The organism is Massilia sp. TWR1-2-2 (assembly GCF_049897565.1).
GTDB lineage: Bacteria > Pseudomonadota > Gammaproteobacteria > Burkholderiales > Burkholderiaceae_D > JAFCUW01.
Genome location: NZ_JAFCWM010000004.1, coordinates 39,897 through 62,917, shown reverse-complemented (window position 1 = coordinate 62,917; position 23,021 = coordinate 39,897). Strand labels below are relative to the sequence as shown.

Genomic DNA, 23,021 nt, shown 5'->3' with positions numbered 1-23,021 from the left:
CGTTGTGCGTCAGTCGTGCGCGGCCCAGAGCTTGGGGACCGCAGTTGGTGCAGATCAAAAAGATACAAATAGTAGCGCAATGGCGCCGGCGTGTACAGGGTTGCTGGGCGCACGCTGGTGGAAACTGATGTCGATTTGCCACACTCATGGTTACAAGTCAGTACCAGTGACGCCCCATGGCATGCTGTGCCGGTCAGCCGCGCGCGCCACCCCCGCTTGGCGCCGCCAGCAACTTCGCTGCCGTCTCAAGCTTGTCGAGCACGGTGCCACTGGTAAACGGTTTGAGGATGAATCCCTTCGCGCCGCGTTTGAACGCCGCTTGCACGCTGGTGACGTCATTGCATGCTGTCACCATCAGGACCACCGTGCGCGGCAGGCGACGCGAAAACGTCTCGAGCAGGTCGAGGCCATCGCCATCGGGCATCTGGATATCGAGGCAGACGATGTCGGGCCGCAGCGCCAGCGCACCGGCCAGGCCGCTGGCGGCGCCGGCGGCGCTGCCGATGACGTTGAACTGCTCGCCCTGGACGATCATGTGCAGCAAAGAGCGCGCCATTTCATTGTCGTCAATTATGTACACGGTGATCCGGTTGTCATCCATGGGAAGCGGCCTTGTCAGAATCGTCGATCAGGAGGAGGCGCCCAGCATCGCTGCCTGACTGCGAAGGTATGCGGCCGGGTCGCCGGCGAGCAGTGCGGCCGCGCTTTCGAAGTCAAGTACGCGCATGGCCAGGCGCAACTGCTGCGCCACTTCGGCGCCGACCAGCGGCGCCAGCCCAGGCTCGATGCGGGCAAACAGCTCGCAGGCGGCAAGGTTGCGCTCGCCGAGCAGCAGGCCAAGGCGGCTGAGCTCGTCGCCGGCAACCGCCGCGGCGGCCGCCGGCTGCCGGCGCCGCGCCAGCCACGCCGCTGCCGCGTGCAAGGTCGCGCCGAGTTCGGCCTGCGCGCTCAGCAGCAGCTGGTCGAGCCGCGCATGGTCGCCAGGGGTCGCGTGCAGGGCCCGCTCCAGCGCCAGCGCGGCAGCGGCGAAGCGCCACGCACCCAGCGAACCGATCGAGCCGCGCAGGCCGTGCAGCGTGCGCGCCGCCGCCGGCAGACGCTGTTCGCGCCAGGCATCGGCGACCTGGTCAAGCTCCCCGCTGCCCGCATCGACCAGCGCGCCGATCAGTGAAGCCATGATGCGGGCGTTGCCGTCGTCGGCGTCGGCCTCGTCGACCAGGCTGCTGACGTCGAACACGCCGTCGGCGTCGCCCGCGGCGGCGTCTGGCGGCGCTGCGGCCGGCGCCGCATCGGCCGGCGGCAGGTGGCGCGCGATTTCCTCGAGCAACCGTTCGGCGTCGAGCGGCTTGGCGATGAAGCCGTTCATGCCGGCCGCGATGCAGCGCTCGCGCTCGTGTTCCATCACGCCGGCCGTCATCGCCAGCACCGGCAGGTCCAGCGCCAGTTCGCCGCGGATCAGTGCAATCGCCTGGAAGCCGTCCATCACCGGCATCTGGATGTCGAGCAGCACCAGCGCAAAGCGGCCAGGGTCGGCGCGCAGCATGTCGACGGCGATCTGGCCGTTGCCGGCAATCTCGACCCGGGCGCCCGCCGCCTCGAGCAAGCGCCGGCCGACCGCCTGGTTGAGCAGATTGTCTTCCACCAGCAGCAGCGTGACGCTCGGGGCGGGCGCGGCGCGCGCGCCGGCGGCGCCGCCGCCGCCGCCCTTGCGCGCCAGGATCGCCGCCAGGCAGCTGCGCAACGGCGCCGGCGTGACCGGCTTGTCGAGCACCGCATCGGCGCCCAGCGCGGCCGGGTCGAAGTCGAACACGGCGCGCTCATACGCGCTGAGCATGAGCACGACGGCGCACTTGGTGCCGCCGCGCAGCGTTTCGATGAGCGCCGCGGGATCGTCGCCGGCCAGCCCCAGGTCGAGCAGGACGACCTGCGCCGGCGCCGCCGCGGCAACGGCGGCGGCGACGCCGCCCCGCTGCGGCGCCAGCATCGCGGCGTGGCAGCCGAGCGCGGCCAGCGCCGCGCCGAGCACGGCGGCGCTGGCCGCGGCGCTGTCGGCGACCAGCACGCGCAGCGCCGGCAACGCCGACACGGCGCCGACGGCATCGGCCGGCGCCACCGCCAATGGCAAGGACACGACGAAGTCGCTGCCGGCGCCGAGCGCGCTGGTCACGGCGATTTGCCCGCCCATCATCGCAACCAGGCGGCGCGAGATGGCCAGGCCGAGGCCAGTGCCGCCGAAGCGGCGCGTGGTCGACGAGTCGGCCTGCGCAAACTCGGAAAAGACGCCGTCGAGCTGTTCGGCGTTCATGCCGATGCCGCTATCCTGGATGCTCATTTCCAATGTCACCGTGTCGTCGCGCCGGCCGGCGCTGCGCAGCCGCACCGCCACGTGGCCGTGTTCGGTAAATTTGACGGCATTGCCGGCCAGGTTGACCAGCACCTGCTGCAGGCGCAACGCGTCGCCCAGCAACACCGGCGGCAAGGCGGCATCGAGCGAAATCGTCAGCACCAGCGGCTTTTCACGCGCATTCAGGCTCATCATCGTTGCCAGCGACGCCGCCACATCCTCCAGTCGCAACGGCATGCACGCCAGCGCCATCTTGCCGGCCTCGATCTTCGAAAAATCCAGAATGTCGTTGAGGATCGCCAGCAGCGCGGCGCCGGCGCTACGGATGACGTCGACGTCGCGGCGCTGGCCGTCATTCAGGGCGGTGCGCTGCAACAATTGCGCCATACCCAGCACCGCATTGAGCGGCGTACGCAATTCATGGCTCATGTTGGCGACGAATTCGCCCTTGGCGCGACTGCCGGCGTCGGCCCGCGTCAATGCCACGCGCAAGTCCTGATCGATCCGCTTCTGCTCGGTGATATCGCGGGCGATGCCGAGAAAGCCGATCACCGCCCCTTCAGCGTCGCGGATGGCACTGACCGTGAGCTGCACCGGCAGGCGCGCACCGTCCTTGCGCCGGTACGTCCATTCGCCCGTCTCGGCATGGCCACGCCGGGCCTTGGCGACAAGCACTTCGAAACCGGCCACCGGCTCGCCCAGTTCGGCGCTGAGCACCAGCGCGCGCGCCGCCAGTTCATCGGGCTCGTGCAGCAGCGCCGGCGACGCCACGCCGACCAGTTCGTTCGCGTCATAGCCGAGCATGCGTTCGGCGCCGACGCTGAAGACCTCGATCACACCGTCCAGGTCGGTGGCGATGATGGAAAATTCGCTGGCCGAATCGACCAGGATGGCGAACCGGTGTTCGGACTGGCGCAGCGCCCCTTTGATGCTGGTGGCCAGCGCCAGCGCGTCCTCGCTGGTCTGGCGCAGCGCGCGCATCATTCCAAAAAGCAAAAGCGCGATCAGGGTGCCGGCGAACAGCACGATCAGTCCCTTGGCGCGGTCGATGGCGCTCTCGAACGCCGGCAGGGAACTGACGCGCAAGGTCCAGAACGTGTCGCCGACCGCGACGCTGGTGGTGCCCGCATACGCAGCGGCGGCGCGGTCGACCGAGCGCGCCGCCGGCGCACTGGCAAACATGCGCGCCGCCGCCGTCGTGCCGACACCGTCGAACAACTCGATCGAGACGGCCGGCGCTTCGGCGCCGAGGATTCCCCGCATCAGGTCGTTCATGCGGAATGCGCCGTACACGTACGATTCGACTGCGGCATGACGCTGCTCCGCGGTGGCGTGCGGCGCGCCGCGCCGGTACACCGGCAGGTACATCAGGAAGCCGGCCTGGCGATCGTTGCCGACCTCCTGCACCAGCGTCAGCTTGCCGCTGACGGCCAGCGCATCGCTTTGCATCGCCCGCGTCAGCGCGGCGCGCCGCACCGGCTCCGAATTCATGTCGAAGCCGAACGCCCGCAGGTTGCGCCCGGCAAACGGTTCGACCATGACGACGGCGACATACGACTCGCGCTGGCCGGCCGGCCAGATCGCATACTCGGGATAGCCGGCCGCATGCATCTGCCGCTCGAGCGCGGCGCGGTCGCGCACCCGGCGCGCCACGCCGAGCACCTGGAAGCCCGGATACTTCTTGTCGACGTCGACGGCGCGCACAAAATCGCCCCAGCCGGCCGCGACCAGGCCGGGCGTTGCCGTCAGCAGCGCGCGGCCGCTGTGCAGGATTTGCGCGTAGGCATCGATCCGATCGGCGACGCGGCGCCGGGCTTCTTCGATTTCGACCCGAAACCGCTCGGCGGCGCGCTGTTCGGTCTCCTCCGTGACGTACTGCCATGCCACCAGGGTCAGCAGCATGGTGCCGGCCAGCACTGCCCAGTGCAGCCAGCCGCCCAGGCCACTATCGCGTCGCGCGCGCGTCTCGGCATCGGCGGCCAGCAAGATGCCCACCGTGCTGAACAGCCCGATGAACACTTCGAGGCCAAACAGTGCCTCGTTGCGGCTGCCGGCGGCAAACGGCCCGAGGCCTTGCGTGGTCGCCAGCACCGACGCGCCAGCGACGACCAGCACCACCAGCGTGGCACTGCGGCGACCGTAGCGCAGCGCGGCCCAGCCGACGCAGACGAGCAAGGCGAACAGCCAGATGCGCTGGCCGCCGTCGGGCGGCTGATACAGCAGCGCGACGAGCACGGCGAGCAGCGCCAGTAGTTCGGCGCCGGCGCGCAAGCGGCCGCTGACGCGCGGCGCCGGCGCGGCGCGCCACGCCAACAGCAACGGCACCACGATGAGCATGCCGGCAAGATCGCCGACCCACCAGGTCGCCGCGATCATCGGCACCGCCGACGGCGACACAATGCCGGCCCACAGCAAGCTGGTGGTGCCGATCAGCGCCGCCGCCGCCGCCGCAAAGGCGGTGGCGCCGACGAACGGATAGGTATGTTCAGGTTTGCCGAGCAGGTGTGCCGGGGCAGCGAGGCGTTGCAGCAGCCAGGCCGCCACCAATGCCTCGATGGTATTGCCGGCGGCGATCGCCAGCGACGTCGCCAGCGCGGCGCCGGCGCCAAGCTGGCCATTGCCGAGAAAGACGACAAGGTTGGCCGAAAATGCGCCCAGCATGACGCCCGGCCAGACGTGGCGCCCGACCAGCAGCAGGGCGGCCAACGCGATGCCCGATGGCGGCCACAGCGGCGAAACGTTGGTGGACTCGAACGCCAACATCAGGCCGAGCCGCGCCATGCCGTAATAAACGGCCGCTAACGCCAGGTTGGCCAACAAGATCCGCAACCAACGATTCGAATGCACCGGAAAGCTCCTTGACGGTCTCGGCGCAGACCTGGGTCGCCCGCGCCGTCACGTCACAGTATACAAAGGCGTGACGCAAGGCAAGTCGAAGCGCGCCGCCGGTGCTGGCGCAGCGCCCCAACTGCACGGTGGCCCGATTAACCGTGTTCAATTGGATGGTCAGGCGTTGATGGCACACAACTGAGCTACTTTCTGTTGGTTACAGCCGAGCGTCAGCCGTCCCCGGCGCCAACCGAATACGCCGCCCATGAAAACCCTTTCCCATGCCGCATTTTTACCTGGAAATTCAGCCATGAATCGCCTGTTGCAAACCAATCCACCGCCGGCGCAACGGTGTTTGGACCTCACCGCGCAGCATACCGATTCGCGGGCCGTCGTGCGCCACGCGTTCGCGTCGACGCTGGCGACGGCGTTGCTGTGGGGGCCGCAACGCATCCTGCTGTACCACGATGTCTATGTCCCATTGCTCAGCGAGAAGCATCCCGCCGCCTTCATGGCGCCGGCGCCGCAGGTATGGGCCGAGATCTGGCCGCAGGTCAGTCCGTTTGTTGAGCGCGCATTTGCGGGCGAGGCGTTCGCTCTGGCCGGCCAGCGTTTTGTCATCGCGCGCAACGAGCCGATCGAGGATGCCTGGTTTTCGCTCTAATTAACGCCGTTGCGCGACGCTGGCAGCGCGTCATCGCCATCACCTGTTCGGCCGTCGACATTACCGAGCCGGTGGTGGCCGGACGCAGGCAGGCGCTGCTGCTCTGACTGGCCGATCGACTACGCGGCGCAGCCGATGACGCGGGATCGATGAGCGCGGCGGCGCAACTGGCCGGCGCCTATTTTGGCCTCGACGCCGTGTTCCACGCCGCCTAAAGCCGCGCCGGCGACGCGCCGAGGTCGCGGCTGCTCTGGCCCGCCGGCGATGGCAGCACGACGGGCCGGTGCTGGCCGACGTTGGCGCCGCTGCCTGCATCGCCGCTGCCGGCAGCGGGCGACGTTTTTGCGGTCGAGCAACTATACGCGTCCGGCCGCGCTGCGTCGCCGCTGCGCGGCGGCACCGACGTCGCCGCGGCGGCGGCCTTGCTGGTAGTACTGCACAGTGACCCGGACGGCACCGCCAGCGCCCTCGTTCTGTGCCACGCCGGCGCGCGCGTGGTCGGCCACCGCCATCCCGGTGGCGCACGAAGTGGCGCTGCAGTTGCGACCGGCGTTCGGGCGGGTGGCGGCCCTGCGCGACCTGCGGCAATCGCTGGAATCGATGGAATCGCGCATCGCGCATCGCGCAGCGTACCGCCGAACTGGACATAGCGCAATCGCGTGCGCGCGAAGTGGCCGCAACCTACCAGTTCATGCTGTCGGCGCGAAAAATCGGCGACTGGGATCTGGATCTGGCCAATGACACGGCAACCCCATGTGCATCCGGAGACCGGGTCGACGTCCAGCGCCAGTTCGCGCAGGCCCTCACCGGCGAGCGCGAATGGCATTTCGAATCGCGCGTCATCTGGCCTGACGCCAGTGTGCACTGGATGGAGGCGCACTGTACCGTATTCAACGATGGCACGGTTCCGCAGCGCATGGTCGGCATCGTCGTCGACATCACCGAGCGCAAGAATGCAGCAGCTGCGCTGCAGCAGGCCGACCCGCGCAACAACGAATTTCTCGCCACGCTGGCGCACGAACTGCGCAATCCGCTCGCGCCGATTGCGTTGGCCGCGTCAGTGCTGCAGTCTGGCCGCCACCTCGATCAGCCGCGCCTGACGCAGACGGGCCAGATCATCGAGCGCCAAATCAGGCACATGACCGGCCTGAACGAGGGGCTGCTCGATGTCTCGCGCGTCACCCGCGCCATGGTGGCGCTGTCGAGCGAGTCGCTCGACTTCAGGACCGTATTTGCACACGCCGCCGAACAGGCGCAACCGCTGTTCGATCGAAAAAAGCACCGCTTCACGGCGCCTTCGCTGGCATCACCGGCGACGCCGACCGCCTGGTCCAGGTATTTGCCAGCCTGCTGGTCAATGCCGCCAAAGTCACGCCCGACGGTGGCGACATCATCGCCACCGCAGCGGCGGGCCTTGCGCGACTCGCCGGCAACGGCGGCGTGCCGCCTGATCGCGGTGACCGGGTATGCCGGCAGCGGCGACCGCGAGCGCGCCCTGGCGGCCGGCTTCGACGAGTATCTGGTCAAGCCGGTCGACCCGGACAAGCTGGCCGCGTTGCTGGGCCAGGCATGAGGCGACGGCACCGGCGTGCCGCGCGGCCGGCGGGCGAACGCCTTACGCGGCGCCGGCCAGGCCGGGCGGGCGCTCGCCGTGCAGCGGTAGTGTAATCGTCATGACGCTGCCATGGCCGACGCCGGCGCTGGCCGCCACGACGCTGCCGCCATGCAGCTCGATCAGTTTTTTCACCAGCGCCAATCCGAGGCCAAGGCCGCCCTGCGAACGATCGAGCGCTCTTTTGCCTTGGGTAAATAGATCGAAGACGTTAGGCAGCAATTGCGCACTGATGCCGCTGCCATTGTCGCGCACCGTCAGCACCGCGCCGGCGTAGTCGACGAACAGCGCGACACCGATGTCGCCGTCGGCGGCGGTAAATTTGGCAGAATTGTTGAGCAAGTTCGACATCACCTGGACCAGCCGGGTATGGTCGCCGTCGACCCACACCGGCTCGGCCGGCAGCGCCACCGTCAAACGGTGGCCGCGCGTGTCGATCAGGGGCCGGGTTTGCTCGACCGACTCCTGCACGACCTGCCGCAGGTCGAGCGGCGCGGCGGTGATCGAGACCAAGCCGCGGGTGACGCGCGAGACATCGAGCAAATCATTGACCAGGTGCGTCATGTGCGCCACCTGGCGCGCGATGACTTCGCCGGTACCCGCCGCACGCTCGCCGGAAAGCACGCCGAGCTTGAGCAGTTCGGCGCCGCTACTGATGGGCGCCAGCGGGTTGCGCAGCTCGTGCGCGAGCATCGCCAGGAACTCGTCCTTGCTGCGGTCGGCCTGGCGCAGAGCTTCCTCGGCCCGCATGCGTTCGGTGACGTCGATCGCCACCGCGTGCACCACGCCGTGGCCGCCGTCGACGCCGATGCCGACCTGGCCGCGCATGTCGGCCCACAGCAGCGGCGCGTCGGCGCCGCGCATGACGCGCACGATGGCATGGTACTGGCTGCCGGTGGCCACCGCCGCCGCCACCGCCGCGCGCAGTTCGGCCACATCGTCAGGGTGTACCAGCTCCCAGGCGCGGTCGATCCGATTCCATTCGGCGCCAAAAACGCTGCTCAGGTTGGCCGAGAAACCGACCTTGCCCGTGCCCAGGTCCCAGTCCCAGACCGCCATCCGTGCCGCCACCATCCCCTGATGGAGCCGCGCTTCGCTGCGGCGGGCCACCAGTTCGGGCTGCTCCAGTTGCGACAGGTCGGTATTCGTGCCGAACCACTGCACGATGCGGCCCTGGCTGTCGCGCAACGGCGCCACGGAGGTGAAAAAGCGCCGGTACCGACCGTCGGCCCCGCGCAGCGAAAACGTCATCTGCGCCGGATTGCCGCTCGCCATTGCCGCCTGCCATTCGGCCAGCACCGCCGGCAACGCATCGCTCTGGTGCCACGCCATCCAGCCGCCGTCCTGCATCTGCGCCGGCGCCGCCCCGGTGTAGGCATACCAGCGGTCGTTAAACCAGCTGATCGTGCCGTCCGGCTCGGCAATCCAGGCAAGCTGGGGTATCGTGTTGGCCAGTTCGACGAACCGGTTGCGTTCATGCAGTATGCGGAGCTGTTGCTGGTAAAGCCGGTCGAGCATGCGTTTGATCGAGCGCGCCAGGCTGGTCACCTCGATGCTGCCCACCAGTTCAGCGCGCTGGCTGCCGATGCCTTCTTCACCGAGGTTGCTGGCAAAATGGTCGAGGTGACGCAGGTCGCGCGTCAGCCCGAACGCCAGGCGCGATGCCAGCAGAAATACACAGCCAGCCATCGCCAGCGCGATGGTGGCGATGATGGCATAGTTCGGCGCCGGATCGATCAGCGCGTCGGAAAAATGGCTGGGCTTCGCTTCCAGGCGCAATCCCAGCGTGGCAAATTCGACCGGCTGGTCGAGCGCGACCGACAGCGCCGCGCGCCGGCCATCGCGGCGCGTCTGCGTGGGCCGGATTACATGGGCCCAGTCCACCGGCGCCAGGTCGGCCAGCCCGACGCTGTACATGACCGCCCCTTCCGCGCCATTCGTGCGGACATACCGCAGCAGCCTGATGCCGACCAGCCGGGCGCCCCGGGCAGTATCGACGATTAGCGGACGCTCCGAATTGGCGGCAAGCTGATCCGGCAACCAGGCGATCTCTTCACTGCCGAACGCGGCCGCGCCGTTGGTGGCGATCTCCTTGCCTTCAAAATCGGTCAGGATCAGCTGAATCGGCATGCCGTTGATTTGTCCCATTTCGCGCAGGAACGGCGTCAGATAGGTCTCCTTGCCGGCGCTGTCGACCAGCGCATTGGCCAGCATCGGGCTGTTCGCCAACTCAGCGACGCGCGACGACAGCGCCGCCAGGTTGTTGCCCACGAGGATAGCATTGAAGGCCATCTCGCGCTGCCTCAGCAATGCATCGGCGCTGGCGCTCTGGTGCCGGATCAGCGCGGCGGAAGCGAGCGCGACGAGGATGATCGCGCTCGCCGTCAAAACCGCAGCGGCCAGCGCGAAGCGCCGCGCCAGGCTCGCCGTGCCGAAAAAGCGTCCAATCATTGCTAGTCCTTCGCCGGCACTAGCACGCCGTCGGCGCGATAGCGCGCCATCAGCAGTTCGCGCGCGCCGAGCGCTTCGTGGCGCGCGGCGGTAAAGGCCGGTTGATACAGCTTGACCAGGCCGCGGTGCGCGGGCAGTCGTTCCAGGGCATCACGCACGGCGCTGCGCTGCGTACTGCCAGCCAGGTTGATCGCCTTGGCCAACAGATGCATCAGGTCATAGGCGTGGGCAACGCCGACCGGCGCCTTGATGTCCTCGATGCGGCGCACCGACGAGACGTTCGATGCGTGTTGAAGGAAGCGCTCCACCATGGCCGGCTGCGCATTGAAGAAACTGAAGGTCTGGATCACCGAGAAATCGACCTGTTGCAGTGCCGGTCCGGCCTGCCTGGCGAACTCGCCGCCGGTAACGCCCCAGTGGCTCAGGATGGGAAAACGCTGGGACGGCGCCAGCGCGGCCACTCGCGAACGAGGATTGCCGCTTCGTCGTCGTTCGCTGCCAGCAGCGCCTTGTAATGCTCGACCAGGGAGGTGTCGCGCCAGTTGTACCAGGCAGTGCGCACCACCTTCATGTCGCGTGCGTTCGCCATGAAACTGTCGGCCGCGGCAAGGTTGCTGCGGCCCCAGGATGTGTTGGTCAACAACAGGCCGACCTTCTTCAGTCCGCGTTTGCGCGCAGCGCCGAGCAAGCTCGGCATCGCCAGACTGTCGCGCAGGGAAAGGCGGAAGACGTAGTTGGGGTGCATGCCGTTGTCGACAATGGCGTCCGCCGATGACCAGGGCGCCAGGAACAGGGTCTTGGTTGCCTTAAATATTGGCAATTCCTCGATGATGACCGGGCTGAAGCGTCCGCCGAAGACGGCGACCAGGTCGGGCATTGCCGCGAACTGTGCAATATTGCTGATACCGCGCGCCGGAATCGACCGGTGATCCCTGACAACGAGTTCGAGCTTGCGCCCTTGCAACACGCCGCAGCTCGCATTGATCTCGTCGATCGCGCTGCGCACGCCTAGCTCGGCAGCTTGGGCGGACGTACTGTGCTGCAGGCCGAATTCGGCATCGATACCGACCCGGACCGGTGCCGGCTCGGCCGCGTGGACGGCACCGGCGAGCGCCATCATGCCCAGCCAGCAGCCGCGAATTGCGCCGCGCCGTGCGCCGCTGAACGGGTATGGAAATTTCTTCATCTTCTAGTGCGCTTTATAGAAAGCAATATTTTACCGGTTGTTTCACCGGCGCGGCCGACGATTGGGGTGCCCACCTGCCCGATAGGCAAATGGCTGCGCTTTCGCGCGCCGCGCCCGCTGTACAGACAGCACCGGTGCTTGCGAAGCGCCGACGTTCAGCGGCAAGCGGGACCAACCGGCCGCGATCAGATCAGCTTGCGATCCTCGCGCCAGCGCCCCCGGCTGTCGCAGGCAGCGCCACAGCGCCGTGCACCTGGTGGACCAGATCGGCGCAGGCACCGCCTTGCCCTGCTCGATCATTATTACGAACGACGGCTTGTCGTTTGCGAACGAGGCGGCCTCGGTACGCAAATCTGCAATTTGCTCTTTAGTCGGATCGAGGCCACTTGAATGGACCTGATTATGTTCGTACCTCAGCCTTGCCGAATACCACCCGTTTTGGACACGGCCTCGTCTGTGCCACGGCGACCGCTAACCGCGGCACCATGGCGGCCATGTCAGCGCCGGTTGAAGCGGTATTGGACCTCGGCGAGGTATCGCCGGGCGTACTTCGCAAATTTGAACGCGTGATGAGTTCCGGACAAAGCGGTGTTCAGATTCTCCAGCAAGACGCTGAGCCACTTGAAGGGCTCAATCTCCGTTCCCGCCTTGCCGCGCGGAGAAAACACCACTTTATGGGTGTAGCCGAGCCGTTCGAGCACTTCAAAACGAGGCCTCCAGTGGCGGAGTTTTTCGGCGAGCCCCCAAACGCCCCCCCAAAGAACCTAGACATACGAGAACGCTTCGGTACAGTACAGGACAAAAAAAACCCGCTGCCTCTAGGAGAACAGCGGGTTTTTAAACATCCTAGGATGACCTAGGACAAGTATATGGCGGAGACGGTGGGATTCGAACCCACGATACAGGTATAAGCCGTATGCATCCTTAGCAGGGATGTGCCTTCGGCCACTCGGCCACGTCTCCTTTCCCATCGAGCAAACATCACCAGATCAGAAGACCGCAATGGTACTTGTTGCAGACCTGTTCGGTCAATGGAACAGCCCAACTTTTTTCGATAAAGTTATGCTTTTTCCAAATCGAACGCCTTGTGCAGCGCCCGTACAGCCAGTTCCATGTATTTTTCGTCAATCAGCACCGAAATCTTGATCTCGGACGTAGAGATCATCAGGATGTTGATGCCCTCTTCCGACAGCGTGCGAAACATCTGCGAGGCCACGCCGACGTGGCTGCGCATGCCCACGCCCACCACCGACACTTTCGACACCTTGGCGTCGCCGAGCACGCTGGCGGCGCCGATTTCGCCCTTGACGCCTTCCAGCACGCCCATCGCCTTGGCGTACTCGCCGCGCGAGACGGTAAACGTGAAATCGGTCTTGCCGGCCACCGACTGGTTCTGGATGATCATGTCGACTTCGATGTTGGCGTCCGACACAGGTCCCAGGATGTGGTAGGCCACGCCCGGTTTGTCGGGCACGCCCAGGATCGTGATCTTGGCTTCATCGCGGTTGAAGGCGATCCCGGAAATGACGGCTTGTTCCATATTTGTATCTTCCTCAAACGAAATCAGGGTGCCCGAATTGGCTTCTTGTTCCAGCGGCATCAGCGGGTCGGTCAGCGACGACAGCACGCGGGTCGGCACGCGGTAGTTGCCGGCAAATTCCACCGAGCGGCTCTGCAGTACCTTCGAGCCGAGCGAGGCCATCTCGAGCATTTCTTCGAACGTCACCGTCTTCAGGCGGCGCGCTTCGGACACCACCCGCGGGTCGGTCGTGTAGACGCCGTCGACATCGGTGTAGATCAGGCACTCGTCTGCCTTCATCGCGGCGGCAATTGCCACCGCCGAGGTGTCGGAACCGCCGCGGCCGAGGGTCGAAATGTTGCCGTCGTCGTCGACGCCCTGGAAGCCGGTGATGATGACGATCTTGCCCGAGTCGAGGTCTGCGCGCACCTTGGTGTCGTCGATCGACTGGATGCGCGCCTTGGTGAATGATGAATCGGTCTTGATGGCAACCTGCCAGCCGGCGTACGACACGGCATCCTTGCCAATCGCCAGCAGCGCCATGGCCAGCAGGCCGACCGAGACTTGCTCGCCGGTCGAGCAGATCATGTCCAGCTCGCGCGGATCGGGCTGGTCGCCCATGATTTCGCGCGCCATGCCGATCAGGCGGTTCGTTTCGCCCGACATGGCCGACGGCACCACGACGATCTGGTGGCCGGCATCGTGCCATTTGGCCACGCGCGCTGCGACATTCTTGATACGGTCCGTCGATCCCATCGACGTGCCGCCGTATTTGTGGACAATTAAAGCCATATGGGTGCTATTTCCGCTCTAAGTAATGAAAAAGAGGGCTTAACTCTACATGCTGCAGTGCAAAATCACAAGCCGAAAAAATTCGGAAAGCTATACCGAATGGATATATGGTAATGCACTTTTCGAATTGTCAGCCGGCAGCGTCGCTTTTCCAGCGGAAGCGGATCAGCGGCGCCGGGCCCGTTGCAAGGTGATGGCAATCCATGCCGATGCCGGCGGCGAACAGCAACGCCTTGCCGGCGGTGACGATCGGCAGGCGCGTGCGCTCCCATGCCGGCACGTTGGACGCCTGATAGTGGTACTTCAGACTGCGCGTCGGACGGTTTACGGAAGGTTTCAACTTTTCGCCGCCCTTGCGAAAGTCGATCTGCAGCGGCTGCTCGCGCAGCCAGGCCGGGTCGACGCCCTCCTCGGCCTCGTCGAAATACAGCGTGCCGCCATAATCCGGAAACGCGATCTCGGCTTCGCCTTGCCAGCGGAACGCTTGTCCATTCTTGACGAAGATGCCCTCATCGTCGGGGTCGCGCAGGCCGGCCAGGTCGCCCAGCTTGGGCGTGATGTACAGGCGGTCGCGATGGCGCCGGATGTGGCAGTCGGGATGGGTCACCAGCAACTGCGCGTCAGGGCGCGCCTCCACCAGCTGGGTCACCATTTCGCCCAGCCAGGCGGTCGACGGCATGCGCAGCGCGCGCGTGGCGAACCAGTGGCGCAGCAGGTTTTGCACGCGGTCGGTGCTCATCGCGCGCAGCTTGGCGACGTCGATGGTGTCGTCGACCAGGCAGCCGGCCAGGTCCTGCGAGGCCAGCTCGGTGAGCATGCGCTGCGCCGACTGGGCGTGCGCGGCGCTGCGCGCGAAGCGTTCCTGAAAGCCGGGAAACGCCTGCGCCAGCGCCGGCATCACCTGCAGGCGCAGTGCATTGCGCGCGTAGCGCGGGTCGGTGTTCGATTCGTCGTCGATGTAGGCGATGGCCTGCTCGCTGACGTAGACCTCGAGCGCCTCGCGGGCGACCGGCAGCAAGGGACGCGCCATCACCAGGTCGGGGTTGCCGAGCAGTTCAGGCGCGCTGTTGGCCGCGTCCATGCCGGACAGGCCGGCGGTGCCGGAACCGCGTAGCAACTGCAGCAGCACCGTTTCGGCCTGGTCGTCGAGATGATGGGCAGTGAGCATCAGCCGTACGCCGTGGGCCTGGCACATGTCGCCGAGCGCGGCGTAGCGCAGCTTTCGGGCTGCCGCCTCAACGCCGGACTTGCCCTTGGCTAGCGTGACGCGGCGGGCGTCGAAGGTGATGCCGACGGCGTCGCAGCTGGTCTTGCAATGCTCAAACCACGCATCGGCGTTGGGACTGATGCCGTGGTGGACGTGGAAGGCGAACAGCGCCAGGCCATGCTGGCGCGCGTAGCCATGCGCCAGGTGCAGCAGCGCGGACGAATCGAGGCCGCCGGACAAGGCGATCGCCATCGAGGGTATTGCTGGTTCGCGCAGCGCCAACGCATCGAGCGCCCGCGCGAACGTGTCCGGCAGGGCCCCGGTGTGCTGCCGGCTCACTCTTCTGCGGGCGTGGTTTCCTTGAATTTACCGTAGCTCATCAGTTTTTCGTGACGGGCTTCCAGCAAGTCCTTGGTCTTCATGCCGTGGAACTGGCGCAGCGTGTCGGCCAGTGCGCGCTTGAGCATCACGGCCATCGCTTTCGGATCGCGATGGGCGCCGCCGAGCGGCTCGTTGATGATCTTGTCGATCAGGCCCATTGCCTTCAGGCGGTGCGCGGTCAGGCCGAGCGCGTCGGCGGCGTCGGACGCGCGCTCGGCGGTCTTCCACAGGATCGAGGCGCAGCCTTCCGGCGAAATGACCGAGTACGTAGCGTATTGCAGCATCAGCACGGCGTCGCCGACCGCCAGCGCCAGGGCGCCGCCGGAGCCGCCTTCGCCGATGATGGTGGCAATCAGCGGCACTTTCAATTCGGCCATCACGTACAGGTTGTGGCCGATCGCCTCGGACTGGCCGCGCTCCTCGGCGTCGATGCCGGGCCAGGCACCGGTGGTGTCGACAAACGTGAAGACGGGGATGCCGAATTTTTCGGCCAGCTTCATCAGGCGCATCGCCTTGCGGTAGCCTTCCGGCTTGGGCATGCCGAAGTTGCGCAGCGCGCGCTCTTTGGTGTCGCGCCCTTTCTGGTGGCCAATCACCATGCATGACTGGCCGTTGAAACGGGCCAGCCCGCCGACGATGGCCAGGTCGTCCGCAAACGAGCGATCGCCATGCAGTTCATGGAAATCGGTGAAGATTTCGCTGATGTAGTCCAGCGTGTACGGGCGCTGCGGATGGCGCGAAATCTGCGACACCTGCCAAGGCGTCAGCTTGGCGTAGATGTCCTTGGTCAGTTGCTGGCTCTTCTTGGCCAGCCGGTCGATCTCTTCGGAGATGTCGACGGCCGAATCGTCCTGCACGAATCGCAGCTCTTCAATCTTGGAATCGAGCTCGGCAATGGGCTGCTCAAAATTGAGGAAAGTTGTTTTAATCATTTTTGCTCCGAGTGTTATTTCTCATCCGCAGCTCACCCTCAGCGCGGCTGATGCAGGCGCTATTCTACCGGAACCGGATCGAGGCTACGCCACAAATACCACGTGGCGACGGTGCGCCACGGCTCCCAGTTGGCGGACACCTCGCGCGCATCGCTGCGCGAGACAGGTTCGCCGGAGAAATAGTTGTGGCTGATGCCGAGGATCAGGCCGGGGTCGTCGAGCGGCAGCACGTTCGGCCGCAGCAGGTTAAAGATGAGGAACATTTCCGCCGTCCAGCGCGTGATGCCGCGGATCTGCACCAGCTCGGCGATGACGGCTTCGTCGGCCATCTCCGCCCACTGGTTTGCATGCACGCGCTTGGCCTTGAAATGGTCGGCCAGGTCGAGGATGTATTCGGTCTTGCGCTTGGACAGGCCGCAGCCGGACAACTGCTCGGCGCCGGCCTTGATCACCTGCGCCGGCGTGATCTTCGGACAGACGATCAGCAACTTGTTCCACGCAATGTCGGCCGCCTTGTTCGTCACCTGCTGCCCGACCACCGAGCGCGCCAGCGTGGTAAACGGATCCGGATGGCCGACCAGGTGCAGGTCGCCGAATTGCGGGATCAGCTTTTTCATGATGCGGTCGCGCTTCATCAGCTCGGCCTTGGCATCTTCCCAGTAAGACGGCACTTCGAGAATCAGCGAGCCCGTGCCCACGGCGTCCCTGTTCAGCGCCATCATGCGCGGCGCCAATTGGTGGTGCCATCCGGCTTGTCTTCGAGGATGATGCCGGCAGCCAGCAGGTCGGCGCGGATCTTGTCGGACTCGGCAAAATTGCGCGCCTTCTTGGCCACGATGCGCGCGTCGATCATCTGCTGGATCGCCTCCGGCGACTGCTCGCCGGAGCCTTGCAAGAATTCGTGCGGGCTGCGTTCGAGCAGGCCGATCACCGCAGCGAGCGCCTTGAACTGGCGCGCCTGCTGCGGCGACCGACTCTTGTTCACTTCGGTGGCGAGGTCGAACAGCGCGGCCATCGCGATCGGCGTGTTGAAGTCGTCGTCCATCGCCTCGCGGAAACGGATTGCGTGCGCTTCGTCCCAGTCGACGGCGCTGTTGCCGGCGCCCGGGTCGATGCCGTCGAGCGCGGTGTACAGGCGCGTCAGCGCGAGCTTGGCGTCGTCGAGGTGCGCATCCGAATAGTTCAGCGCACTGCGGTAGTGGGCGCGCAGGATAAAGAAGCGGATCACTTCGGCATCGTATTTTTTCAGCACGTCGCGGATCGTGAAGAAGTTGCCCAGCGACTTGGACATCTTTTCGTTATCGACGCGCACGAAACCGTTGTGCACCCAGAAGTTGGCCATCGGCTCGCCGAACGCGCCTTCCGACTGGGCGATCTCGTTTTCGTGGTGCGGGAACTGCAGGTCGGCGCCGCCGCCGTGGATGTCGAAGTGCTTGCCGAGCGTGGCGCACGACATCGCCGAGCACTCGATGTGCCAGCCCGGCCGGCCGCTGCCCCATTTCGACGGCCACTTCACTTCGTCCGGCTCGGATGCTTTCGACGCCTTCCACAACACGAAGTCGAGCGGGTCGCGCTTGCCGGTGTTGACGTCGACGCGCTCGCCGGCGCGCAGGTCGTCGAGCGACTTGCCCGACAGCTTGCCGTAGCCGGTGAAGTTGCGCACAGCGTAGTTGACGTCGCCGTCGTCCGACGCGTACGCCAGGCCGTTCTTTTCCAGCAGCTCGATGATGGCCAGCATCTGCGGCACGTATTCGGTGGCGTGCGGCACCACCGTCGGCGCCAGGATGCCGAGCGCGGTGCTGTCTTCGTCCATCAGCTTCTCGAACCGCGAGGTCAGCTGCGAAATCGTTTCGCCGTTCTCGACCGCGCGCTTGATGATCTTGTCGTCGATGTCGGTGATGTTGCGCACGTACGTGACGTCATAGCCCGATGCCTTGAGCCAGCGGTAGATGACGTCGAACGCCATCATCATGCGCGCATGGCCGATGTGGCAGTAATCGTAGATCGTCATGCCGCAGACATACATGCCGACCTTGCCGGCGACGATAGGGACGAATTCCTGCTTGTCACGCGCCAGCGTGTTGTAGATCTTAAGTTGGCTCATCGGACTCATGCTTGATAATAGCGGGCACGACGATAGGACAATACCGCTAGCCGGCGCGATCTACCCAACGGGCATGCGCCATTGCAACCGGTATAAATTCGATATCGTCGGAACCCGCTGTATTGTTCTTCTTTGATAGAATGGACGTTCTGCGCAAAGTATAGCATTGATAAAAACCCCACTGGCCGCATATGGTTGAGGTTTATTTTTCAGCAAAAGGCTTGACAGCTCTTTGCGCCATATCCATCAAAAGGAAGCCCCAAATGCACTTCTCGAAATCGCCCTTCAAGCCACTGCTTGCCCGCTTTCTGACCGTCTTTTTCGGCGTCACGTTCAGCGCCGCGGTGCTGGCCGCCGACGCGCCGCAGGTCACGCTGAAGACGACGATGGGCGACATCGTCCTCGAACTGGACCAGGAAAAGGCGCCGAAGACGGTCGCCAACTTCCTCCAGTACGTCAAGACGGGCCATTACAAGGGCACCATTTTCCACCGCGTGATCGACGGTTTCATGATCCAGGGCGGCGGCATGGACGCCAAGCTGGTGACCAAAAAAACCGGCAAGCCGGTCAAGAACGAGGCCAGTAACGGCTTGCGCAACGTTTCCTATTCGGTGGCGATGGCGCGTACCGCCGATCCCGATTCGGCGACGTCGCAGTTCTTCATCAACGTGGCCGACAATACCCCGCTCGATTATCCGGGCCGCGACGGTTTCGGCTACACCGTGTTCGGCAAGGTCGTGCAGGGCCAGGAAGTGGTCGACAAGATCAAGGCCGTCGTCGTCGACGACGTTCGCGGCCAGGCCAATGTGCCCATCGTGCCGATCGTGATCCAGTCGGCCAGCGTCGTCAAACGTTAACATAGCGGATGCACGCGCATCAACGAACACATACAACACCAACTACAAAGGACACATCATGACCAAAGTACTCATCACCACCAACATGGGCAACATCACCGCCGAGCTGGACGATGCCAAAGCGCCGAAGACGGTCGCCAACTTCATCGACTACGCCAACAAGGGACACTACAACAACACCATTTTCCACCGCGTCATCGCCGACTTCATGGTCCAGGGCGGCGGTTTCGAGCCAGGCATGAAGCAGAAGCCGGCCGACCAGACGGTCGAAAACGAAGGCAAGAACGGCTTGAAGAACGACAAGTACACGCTGGCAATGGCGCGCACCTCGGATCCGCATTCGGCCTCGGCGCAGTTCTTCATCAACACCAAGAACAACAGCTTCCTCGACTATCCTGGCCAGGACGGCTGGGGCTACGCCGTGTTCGGCAAAGTGACCGAAGGCGCCGACATCGTCGACCAGATCAACAAGGTCAAGACCGGCCGCAGCGGCATGTTCGCCGACGTGCCTGCCGAGCCGGTGATCATCGAAAAAGTCGAAGTGCTTGCATGATAGCCGGGCAGGCGAATCCGGCAACACCGCACAGCCTGCCCGCGCACCCTGTGGCGCTACTGATATCTGACCTGCACCTGCAGGAGTCGCACCCGCGCACCGCCGACGCCTTCTTCCGCTTTCTGACGGAACACGCCAAGGCGGCGCGCGCACTCTATCTTCTCGGCGACCTGTTCGAATACTGGGCAGGCGACGACGACCTCGGTTCGCCGTTTCCCCAGTCGATCATCGATGCAATCCGCGCGGTCGTCGACGCCGGCGTCGCCGTGTTCTGGATCGCCGGCAACCGCGACTTCCTCGTCGGCCAGGGCTTTGCGGACGCTGCCGGCCTGACGTTGCTTGCCGAACCGCACGTGGCCACGATCGGCGGGCGCCGCATCGCGCTGGTCCATGGCGACGCCCAATGCACCGCCGACACCAACTACATGGCGTTCCGCGCCCAGGTGCGCGAGCCGACCTGGCAGCGGCAATTCCTGGCGCTGCCGCTGGCGCAGCGCAAGACGATCATCGCCGGCCTGCGCGAAGGCAGCCGCGAGGCGCACGGCAACAAGACCATCGAGATCATGGATGTCACCGCCGGCGCGATTGACGCACTGTACGCCGCCAGCGGCGCCGACACCATCATCCACGGCCACACCCACCGCCCTGCCCTGCACGAGGCCGGCGGCAAGCGCCGTTACGTGCTGCCGGACTGGGAGCTCGACGCCAGTCCAGCCCGGGGCGGGTGGATCGCGGTGGACAGCGACGGCGCCATCACGCGCCATGACGTCGACGGCATGATTCTGGCCTGACACCGTTCAAATAGCTTGGCGCGCTAAATGAGAATCATTTATGATTAACGCTACCTCCTTCCCTGAAAAGAATCCATCGCCATGAACAGTCTGAAACTAGGCGTTATCGCCGCCCTGCTGGCCGGCAGCGCGGGAACGGCCCTCGCTCAAAACGAACTGAACCTGTACTCGTCGCGTCACTACCAGACGGACGAGGCGCTGTATGCCGATTTCACCAAGCAGACAGGCATCAAGATCAACCGCATCGAAGCAGGCGAGAACGAGCTGCTTGAACGCATCAGGAACGAAGGCGCCAACAGCCCTGCGGACATCTTCATCACCGTCGACGCCGCGCGCCTGGCCAAGGCCGACGAACTGCAACTGTTCGCGCCGTGGAAGTCGAAGCTGCTCGAATCGCGTGTACCGGCGCACTTGCGCACCGAGGACTGGATTGCCTTTTCGACCCGCGCGCGCGTGATCGTCTACAACAAGGCGACGGTCAACCCGGCCGATGTGCAGAATTATCAGGACCTTGCCAGTCCCAGGCTGAAAGGCAAGGTCTGCGTGCGCTCCGGCTCGCACCCATACAACCTGTCGCTGGGCGCGGCGCTGGTGGAACATCTCGGCGAAGCGCAGACGGAAGCCTGGGCCAAGGGCATGGTGGCAAATTTCGCGCGCGCTCCAAAAGGCGGCGACACCGACCAGATCAAGTCGGTCGCGGCCGGCGAATGCGGCGTCGCGCTGGCCAACAGCTACTACGTGGCGCGCATGATGCGCTCCGACAAACCCGAGGACAAGAAGGCGGTTGCCGGCTTCGGCGTCGTCTGGCCGAACCAGAAAAGTACCGGCACGCACATCAACGTGTCAGGCGGCGGCATCCTGAAAAACGCGCCGCACAAGGCGGCGGCGATCAAGTTCCTGGAATACCTCGCGTCCGACCAGGCGCAGCTCTACTTTGCCGACGGCAACAACGAGTGGCCGGTGGTCGCCACCGTGAAGATCACCAATCCTGGCCTGGCGGCGTTGGGCAGCTTCAAGGCCGATACCATCCACGTCGGCAAGCTGTCGAAGAACCAGGCGACGGTGCAAAAGATCTACGACCGCGCCGGCTGGAAGTAAGCTCGCGCTAGCGTCTGTTATTTGGGACGGCTGCGCGCGATCTGCCACGACAGCAGGATCAGCGGCAGCACGCCCACCACCACGATCGCCAGCGCCGCGGTGGACGCCTCGGCCAGCCGCTCGTCCGATGCCAGCGCGTGTGCCTGCGTCGCCAGCGTATCGAAATTGAACGGCCGCATCACCAGCGTGGCCGGCAACTCCTTCATCACATCGACGAACACCAGCAGGCCCGCCGTCAGCAGGCCGGCGCGCAGCAGCGGCAGGTGCACGCGCCGCAACGTGGCGGCATGGCCGAAGCCGAGCGAACGGGCGGCGTCGTCCATGGTCGGCGTGATCTTGCCCAGGCTCGCCTCCACCGTCTGCAGCGACACCGTCAGGAAACGCACCAGGTAGGCATATACCATCGTGGCGATGCCGCCGGTCAGCAGCAGCCCGGGCGCGTGGCCGGTGATCGCCTGTACCTGCACGGCCAGCCACACATCGAGCCGCGTCACCGGGATCAGGATGCCGACCGCGATGACCGAACCGGGCACGGCGTAGCCGAGGCCGACAAGACGGTTGACCGTCCGCGGCAACCACTGTCCCGACAGCCGCGCGGCGTACGCCAGCAGCACGGCGACGATGACCGCTGCCACCGCGGTCGCCGCCGCCAGCACGAAACTGTTGCGCGCCAGGTCGACGAAGCGCGCGCCGAACTGCGCGTCGCCTTCCGACAGCGCCATCTGCAGCAGCGCGCCGGCCGGCACCAGGAAGCCGAGCGCGAGCGGCAGCAGGCAAACCGCGACCGCACCGGCAGCCTTCACGCCATGCAACCGGCGTCCCGGATGCGGCCGGCTGCGCCCGGTCGTGTTGTGAAAGCGCGCCCGCCCGCGCGTGACGCGTTCGACGAACAGCACCAGCGCGACGAAGCCGAGCAGCAACGCCGCCAGTTGCGCGGCGGCGACGCGGTCGCCCAGCGAAAACCAGGCGCGATAAATTCCGCTAGTAAAGGTCGGCACGCCAAAATAGGTGACGGCGCCATAATCGGCCAGCGTCTCCATCAGCGCCAGCGAGGCGCCGGCGGCGATGGCCGGCCGTGCCAGCGGCAGCGAGACGCGCCAGAAGTTTTCCCAGGGTCCAAGCCCGAGCGAGCGCCCCGCTTCGAGCATGCCGCCGGCGCGCTCGACGAAGGCCGCGCGCGCCAGCAGGTACACATATGGGTACAACACGAACACGAACACGGCGCAGGCGCCACCCACGGTGCGAATATCGGGAAACCAGTAGGCGCCCGGCGCCAGGTTGAACGTTTCGCGCAGCCACGTCTGCACCGGCCCGACGAACTGCAGCAGGTCGGTGTAGGCGTACGCCATGACGTAGGCCGGCACCGCCAGCGGCAGCACCAGCGCCCATTCGAACATGCGGCGTCCGGGAAAATCGTGGATGCTGACCAGCCATGCCGTCGACACGCCCACCACGATGACGCCGGCGCCAACGCCGGCGCACAGAATCAACGTGTTGAGGATGTAGTCGGGAAGCACGGTCGATGCCAGGTGGCGCCAGGTGTCGCCGGCGCCGCCAAGCAGCAGATTGGCGGCGATGCTGAAGATCGGCACGGCAAGCATCAGCGCCACCAGCAGGGAGCCGGCGACGAGCGCGGAAAAGCTGCCGCGGCCGCTTAGCTTCATGAAGGAAAGTCCTGATGTCTGCAACGCGCGTCCCGTC

At 65.4% G+C, this 23,021-nt stretch carries 19 protein-coding genes, 1 tRNA gene and 1 pseudogene; 6 read left to right on the top strand and 15 right to left on the bottom strand.

What is annotated here, in order from left to right; genetic code table 11:
• Window positions 1-193: 193 nt before the first annotated feature.
• The 3 genes from ACP7DD_RS05205 to ACP7DD_RS05195 all read right to left on the bottom strand — a co-directional run bounded on the left by ACP7DD_RS05205 (window position 194) and on the right by ACP7DD_RS05195 (window position 5,485).
• Window positions 194-601, bottom strand: coding sequence for a response regulator (locus ACP7DD_RS05205; protein ID WP_426173643.1), 408 nt, complete (start codon window positions 599-601; stop codon window positions 194-196).
• Between the two features lie 27 nt (window positions 602-628).
• The gene (locus ACP7DD_RS05200; RefSeq protein ID WP_426173641.1) at window positions 629-5,191 is read right to left on the bottom strand and encodes a CHASE domain-containing protein; all 4,563 of its coding nucleotides are present in this window, start codon (window positions 5,189-5,191) and stop codon (window positions 629-631) included.
• Window positions 5,192-5,350: 159 nt separating this feature from the next.
• On the bottom strand, window positions 5,351-5,485 hold the full coding sequence (locus ACP7DD_RS05195; RefSeq protein ID WP_426173640.1) for a hypothetical protein: 135 nt from the start codon (window positions 5,483-5,485) through the stop codon (window positions 5,351-5,353).
• Here ACP7DD_RS05195 and ACP7DD_RS05190 point away from each other — a divergent pair.
• On the top strand, window positions 5,484-5,837 hold the full coding sequence (locus ACP7DD_RS05190) for a hypothetical protein (RefSeq protein ID WP_426173639.1): 354 nt from the start codon (window positions 5,484-5,486) through the stop codon (window positions 5,835-5,837). The genes ACP7DD_RS05195 and ACP7DD_RS05190 overlap by 2 nt on opposite strands.
• Before the next feature lie 211 nt (window positions 5,838-6,048).
• Here ACP7DD_RS05190 and ACP7DD_RS05185 read toward each other — a convergent pair whose 3' ends face one another.
• Window positions 6,049-6,294 (bottom strand): hypothetical protein, encoded by a 246-nt coding sequence (locus ACP7DD_RS05185; protein ID WP_426173638.1) that lies wholly within the window; start codon window positions 6,292-6,294, stop codon window positions 6,049-6,051.
• A 213-nt stretch (window positions 6,295-6,507) separates the two neighbouring features.
• On the opposite strand from ACP7DD_RS05185, the gene ACP7DD_RS05180 reads away from it, so the two are divergent.
• Window positions 6,508-7,410, top strand: coding sequence for a histidine kinase dimerization/phospho-acceptor domain-containing protein (locus ACP7DD_RS05180; RefSeq protein WP_426173637.1), 903 nt, complete (start codon window positions 6,508-6,510; stop codon window positions 7,408-7,410).
• Between the two features lie 42 nt (window positions 7,411-7,452).
• On the opposite strand, the gene ACP7DD_RS05175 is transcribed toward ACP7DD_RS05180, so the two are convergent.
• From ACP7DD_RS05175 to cysS, 10 genes and pseudogenes are all read right to left on the bottom strand, one after another.
• On the bottom strand, window positions 7,453-9,900 hold the full coding sequence (locus tag ACP7DD_RS05175; RefSeq protein WP_426173636.1) for a PAS domain-containing sensor histidine kinase: 2,448 nt from the start codon (window positions 9,898-9,900) through the stop codon (window positions 7,453-7,455).
• A 2-nt stretch (window positions 9,901-9,902) separates the two neighbouring features.
• Entirely contained in the window at window positions 9,903-10,361 is a 459-nt protein-coding gene (locus tag ACP7DD_RS05170) for a hypothetical protein (RefSeq protein WP_426173635.1), read from the bottom strand.
• Window positions 10,322-11,020: an ABC transporter substrate-binding protein gene (locus tag ACP7DD_RS05165; protein WP_426173634.1), complete on the bottom strand. Its 699-nt coding sequence runs from the start codon at window positions 11,018-11,020 to the stop codon at window positions 10,322-10,324. The genes ACP7DD_RS05170 and ACP7DD_RS05165 overlap by 40 nt, the downstream gene beginning before the upstream one ends.
• Window positions 11,021-11,486: 466 nt before the next feature.
• Window positions 11,487-11,754, bottom strand: a pseudogene (locus ACP7DD_RS05160) (transposase).
• Window positions 11,755-11,956: 202 nt separating this feature from the next.
• A tRNA-Ser gene (locus ACP7DD_RS05155) sits at window positions 11,957-12,049 on the bottom strand.
• Window positions 12,050-12,146: 97 nt separating this feature from the next.
• Window positions 12,147-13,397 (bottom strand): aspartate kinase, encoded by a 1,251-nt coding sequence (locus ACP7DD_RS05150; protein ID WP_426173633.1) that lies wholly within the window; start codon window positions 13,395-13,397, stop codon window positions 12,147-12,149.
• A gap of 130 nt (window positions 13,398-13,527) precedes the next feature.
• Window positions 13,528-14,943, bottom strand: coding sequence for a tRNA lysidine(34) synthetase TilS (gene tilS, locus ACP7DD_RS05145; protein WP_426173632.1), 1,416 nt, complete (start codon window positions 14,941-14,943; stop codon window positions 13,528-13,530).
• Window positions 14,940-15,917 (bottom strand): acetyl-CoA carboxylase carboxyltransferase subunit alpha, encoded by a 978-nt coding sequence (locus tag ACP7DD_RS05140; RefSeq protein WP_133113145.1) that lies wholly within the window; start codon window positions 15,915-15,917, stop codon window positions 14,940-14,942. The genes tilS and ACP7DD_RS05140 overlap by 4 nt, the downstream gene beginning before the upstream one ends.
• 59 nt (window positions 15,918-15,976) lie before the next feature.
• Window positions 15,977-16,636, bottom strand: coding sequence for a DNA-3-methyladenine glycosylase family protein (locus ACP7DD_RS05135; protein WP_426173816.1), 660 nt, complete (start codon window positions 16,634-16,636; stop codon window positions 15,977-15,979).
• Window positions 16,636-18,021, bottom strand: coding sequence for a cysteine--tRNA ligase (gene cysS, locus ACP7DD_RS05130; protein WP_426173631.1), 1,386 nt, complete (start codon window positions 18,019-18,021; stop codon window positions 16,636-16,638). Before cysS ends, ACP7DD_RS05135 begins: the two co-directional genes overlap by 1 nt.
• Window positions 18,022-18,284: 263 nt before the next feature.
• Between cysS and ACP7DD_RS05125 the strand changes: the two genes are divergently transcribed.
• From ACP7DD_RS05125 to ACP7DD_RS05110, 4 genes are all read left to right on the top strand, one after another.
• Window positions 18,285-18,878: a peptidylprolyl isomerase gene (locus tag ACP7DD_RS05125; RefSeq protein WP_426173630.1), complete on the top strand. Its 594-nt coding sequence runs from the start codon at window positions 18,285-18,287 to the stop codon at window positions 18,876-18,878.
• 58 nt (window positions 18,879-18,936) lie between these two features.
• On the top strand, window positions 18,937-19,431 hold the full coding sequence (locus tag ACP7DD_RS05120; RefSeq protein WP_426173629.1) for a peptidylprolyl isomerase: 495 nt from the start codon (window positions 18,937-18,939) through the stop codon (window positions 19,429-19,431).
• A complete protein-coding gene (locus ACP7DD_RS05115; protein ID WP_426173628.1) occupies window positions 19,428-20,222 on the top strand; it encodes a UDP-2,3-diacylglucosamine diphosphatase in 795 nt (264 codons plus the stop codon). The genes ACP7DD_RS05120 and ACP7DD_RS05115 overlap by 4 nt, the downstream gene beginning before the upstream one ends.
• Before the next feature lie 81 nt (window positions 20,223-20,303).
• Window positions 20,304-21,320: a Fe(3+) ABC transporter substrate-binding protein gene (locus ACP7DD_RS05110; protein WP_426173627.1), complete on the top strand. Its 1,017-nt coding sequence runs from the start codon at window positions 20,304-20,306 to the stop codon at window positions 21,318-21,320.
• Between the two features lie 17 nt (window positions 21,321-21,337).
• On the opposite strand, the gene ACP7DD_RS05105 is transcribed toward ACP7DD_RS05110, so the two are convergent.
• Window positions 21,338-22,984, bottom strand: a complete 1,647-nt coding sequence (locus tag ACP7DD_RS05105; RefSeq protein WP_426173626.1) for an ABC transporter permease — start codon at window positions 22,982-22,984, stop codon at window positions 21,338-21,340.
• Window positions 22,985-23,021 lie beyond the last annotated feature (37 nt).

Coding starts and splice junctions, on each gene's coding strand:
- ACP7DD_RS05205 (WP_426173643.1), bottom strand. CDS start 601: ATGGATGACAACCGGATCACCGTGTACATAATTGACGACAATGAAATG.
- ACP7DD_RS05190 (WP_426173639.1), top strand. CDS start 5,484: ATGAATCGCCTGTTGCAAACCAATCCACCGCCGGCGCAACGGTGTTTG.
- ACP7DD_RS05195 (WP_426173640.1), bottom strand. CDS start 5,485: ATGGCTGAATTTCCAGGTAAAAATGCGGCATGGGAAAGGGTTTTCATG.
- ACP7DD_RS05175 (WP_426173636.1), bottom strand. CDS start 9,900: ATGATTGGACGCTTTTTCGGCACGGCGAGCCTGGCGCGGCGCTTCGCG.
- ACP7DD_RS05165 (WP_426173634.1), bottom strand. CDS start 11,020: ATGATGGCGCTCGCCGGTGCCGTCCACGCGGCCGAGCCGGCACCGGTC.
- ACP7DD_RS05150 (WP_426173633.1), bottom strand. CDS start 13,397: ATGGCTTTAATTGTCCACAAATACGGCGGCACGTCGATGGGATCGACG.
- ACP7DD_RS05140 (WP_133113145.1), bottom strand. CDS start 15,917: ATGATTAAAACAACTTTCCTCAATTTTGAGCAGCCCATTGCCGAGCTC.
- ACP7DD_RS05135 (WP_426173816.1), bottom strand. CDS start 16,636: ATGGCGCTGAACAGGGACGCCGTGGGCACGGGCTCGCTGATTCTCGAA.
- cysS (WP_426173631.1), bottom strand. CDS start 18,021: ATGAGCCAACTTAAGATCTACAACACGCTGGCGCGTGACAAGCAGGAA.
- ACP7DD_RS05125 (WP_426173630.1), top strand. CDS start 18,285: ATGCACTTCTCGAAATCGCCCTTCAAGCCACTGCTTGCCCGCTTTCTG.
- ACP7DD_RS05120 (WP_426173629.1), top strand. CDS start 18,937: ATGACCAAAGTACTCATCACCACCAACATGGGCAACATCACCGCCGAG.
- ACP7DD_RS05115 (WP_426173628.1), top strand. CDS start 19,428: ATGATAGCCGGGCAGGCGAATCCGGCAACACCGCACAGCCTGCCCGCG.
- ACP7DD_RS05110 (WP_426173627.1), top strand. CDS start 20,304: ATGAACAGTCTGAAACTAGGCGTTATCGCCGCCCTGCTGGCCGGCAGC.
- ACP7DD_RS05105 (WP_426173626.1), bottom strand. CDS start 22,984: ATGAAGCTAAGCGGCCGCGGCAGCTTTTCCGCGCTCGTCGCCGGCTCC.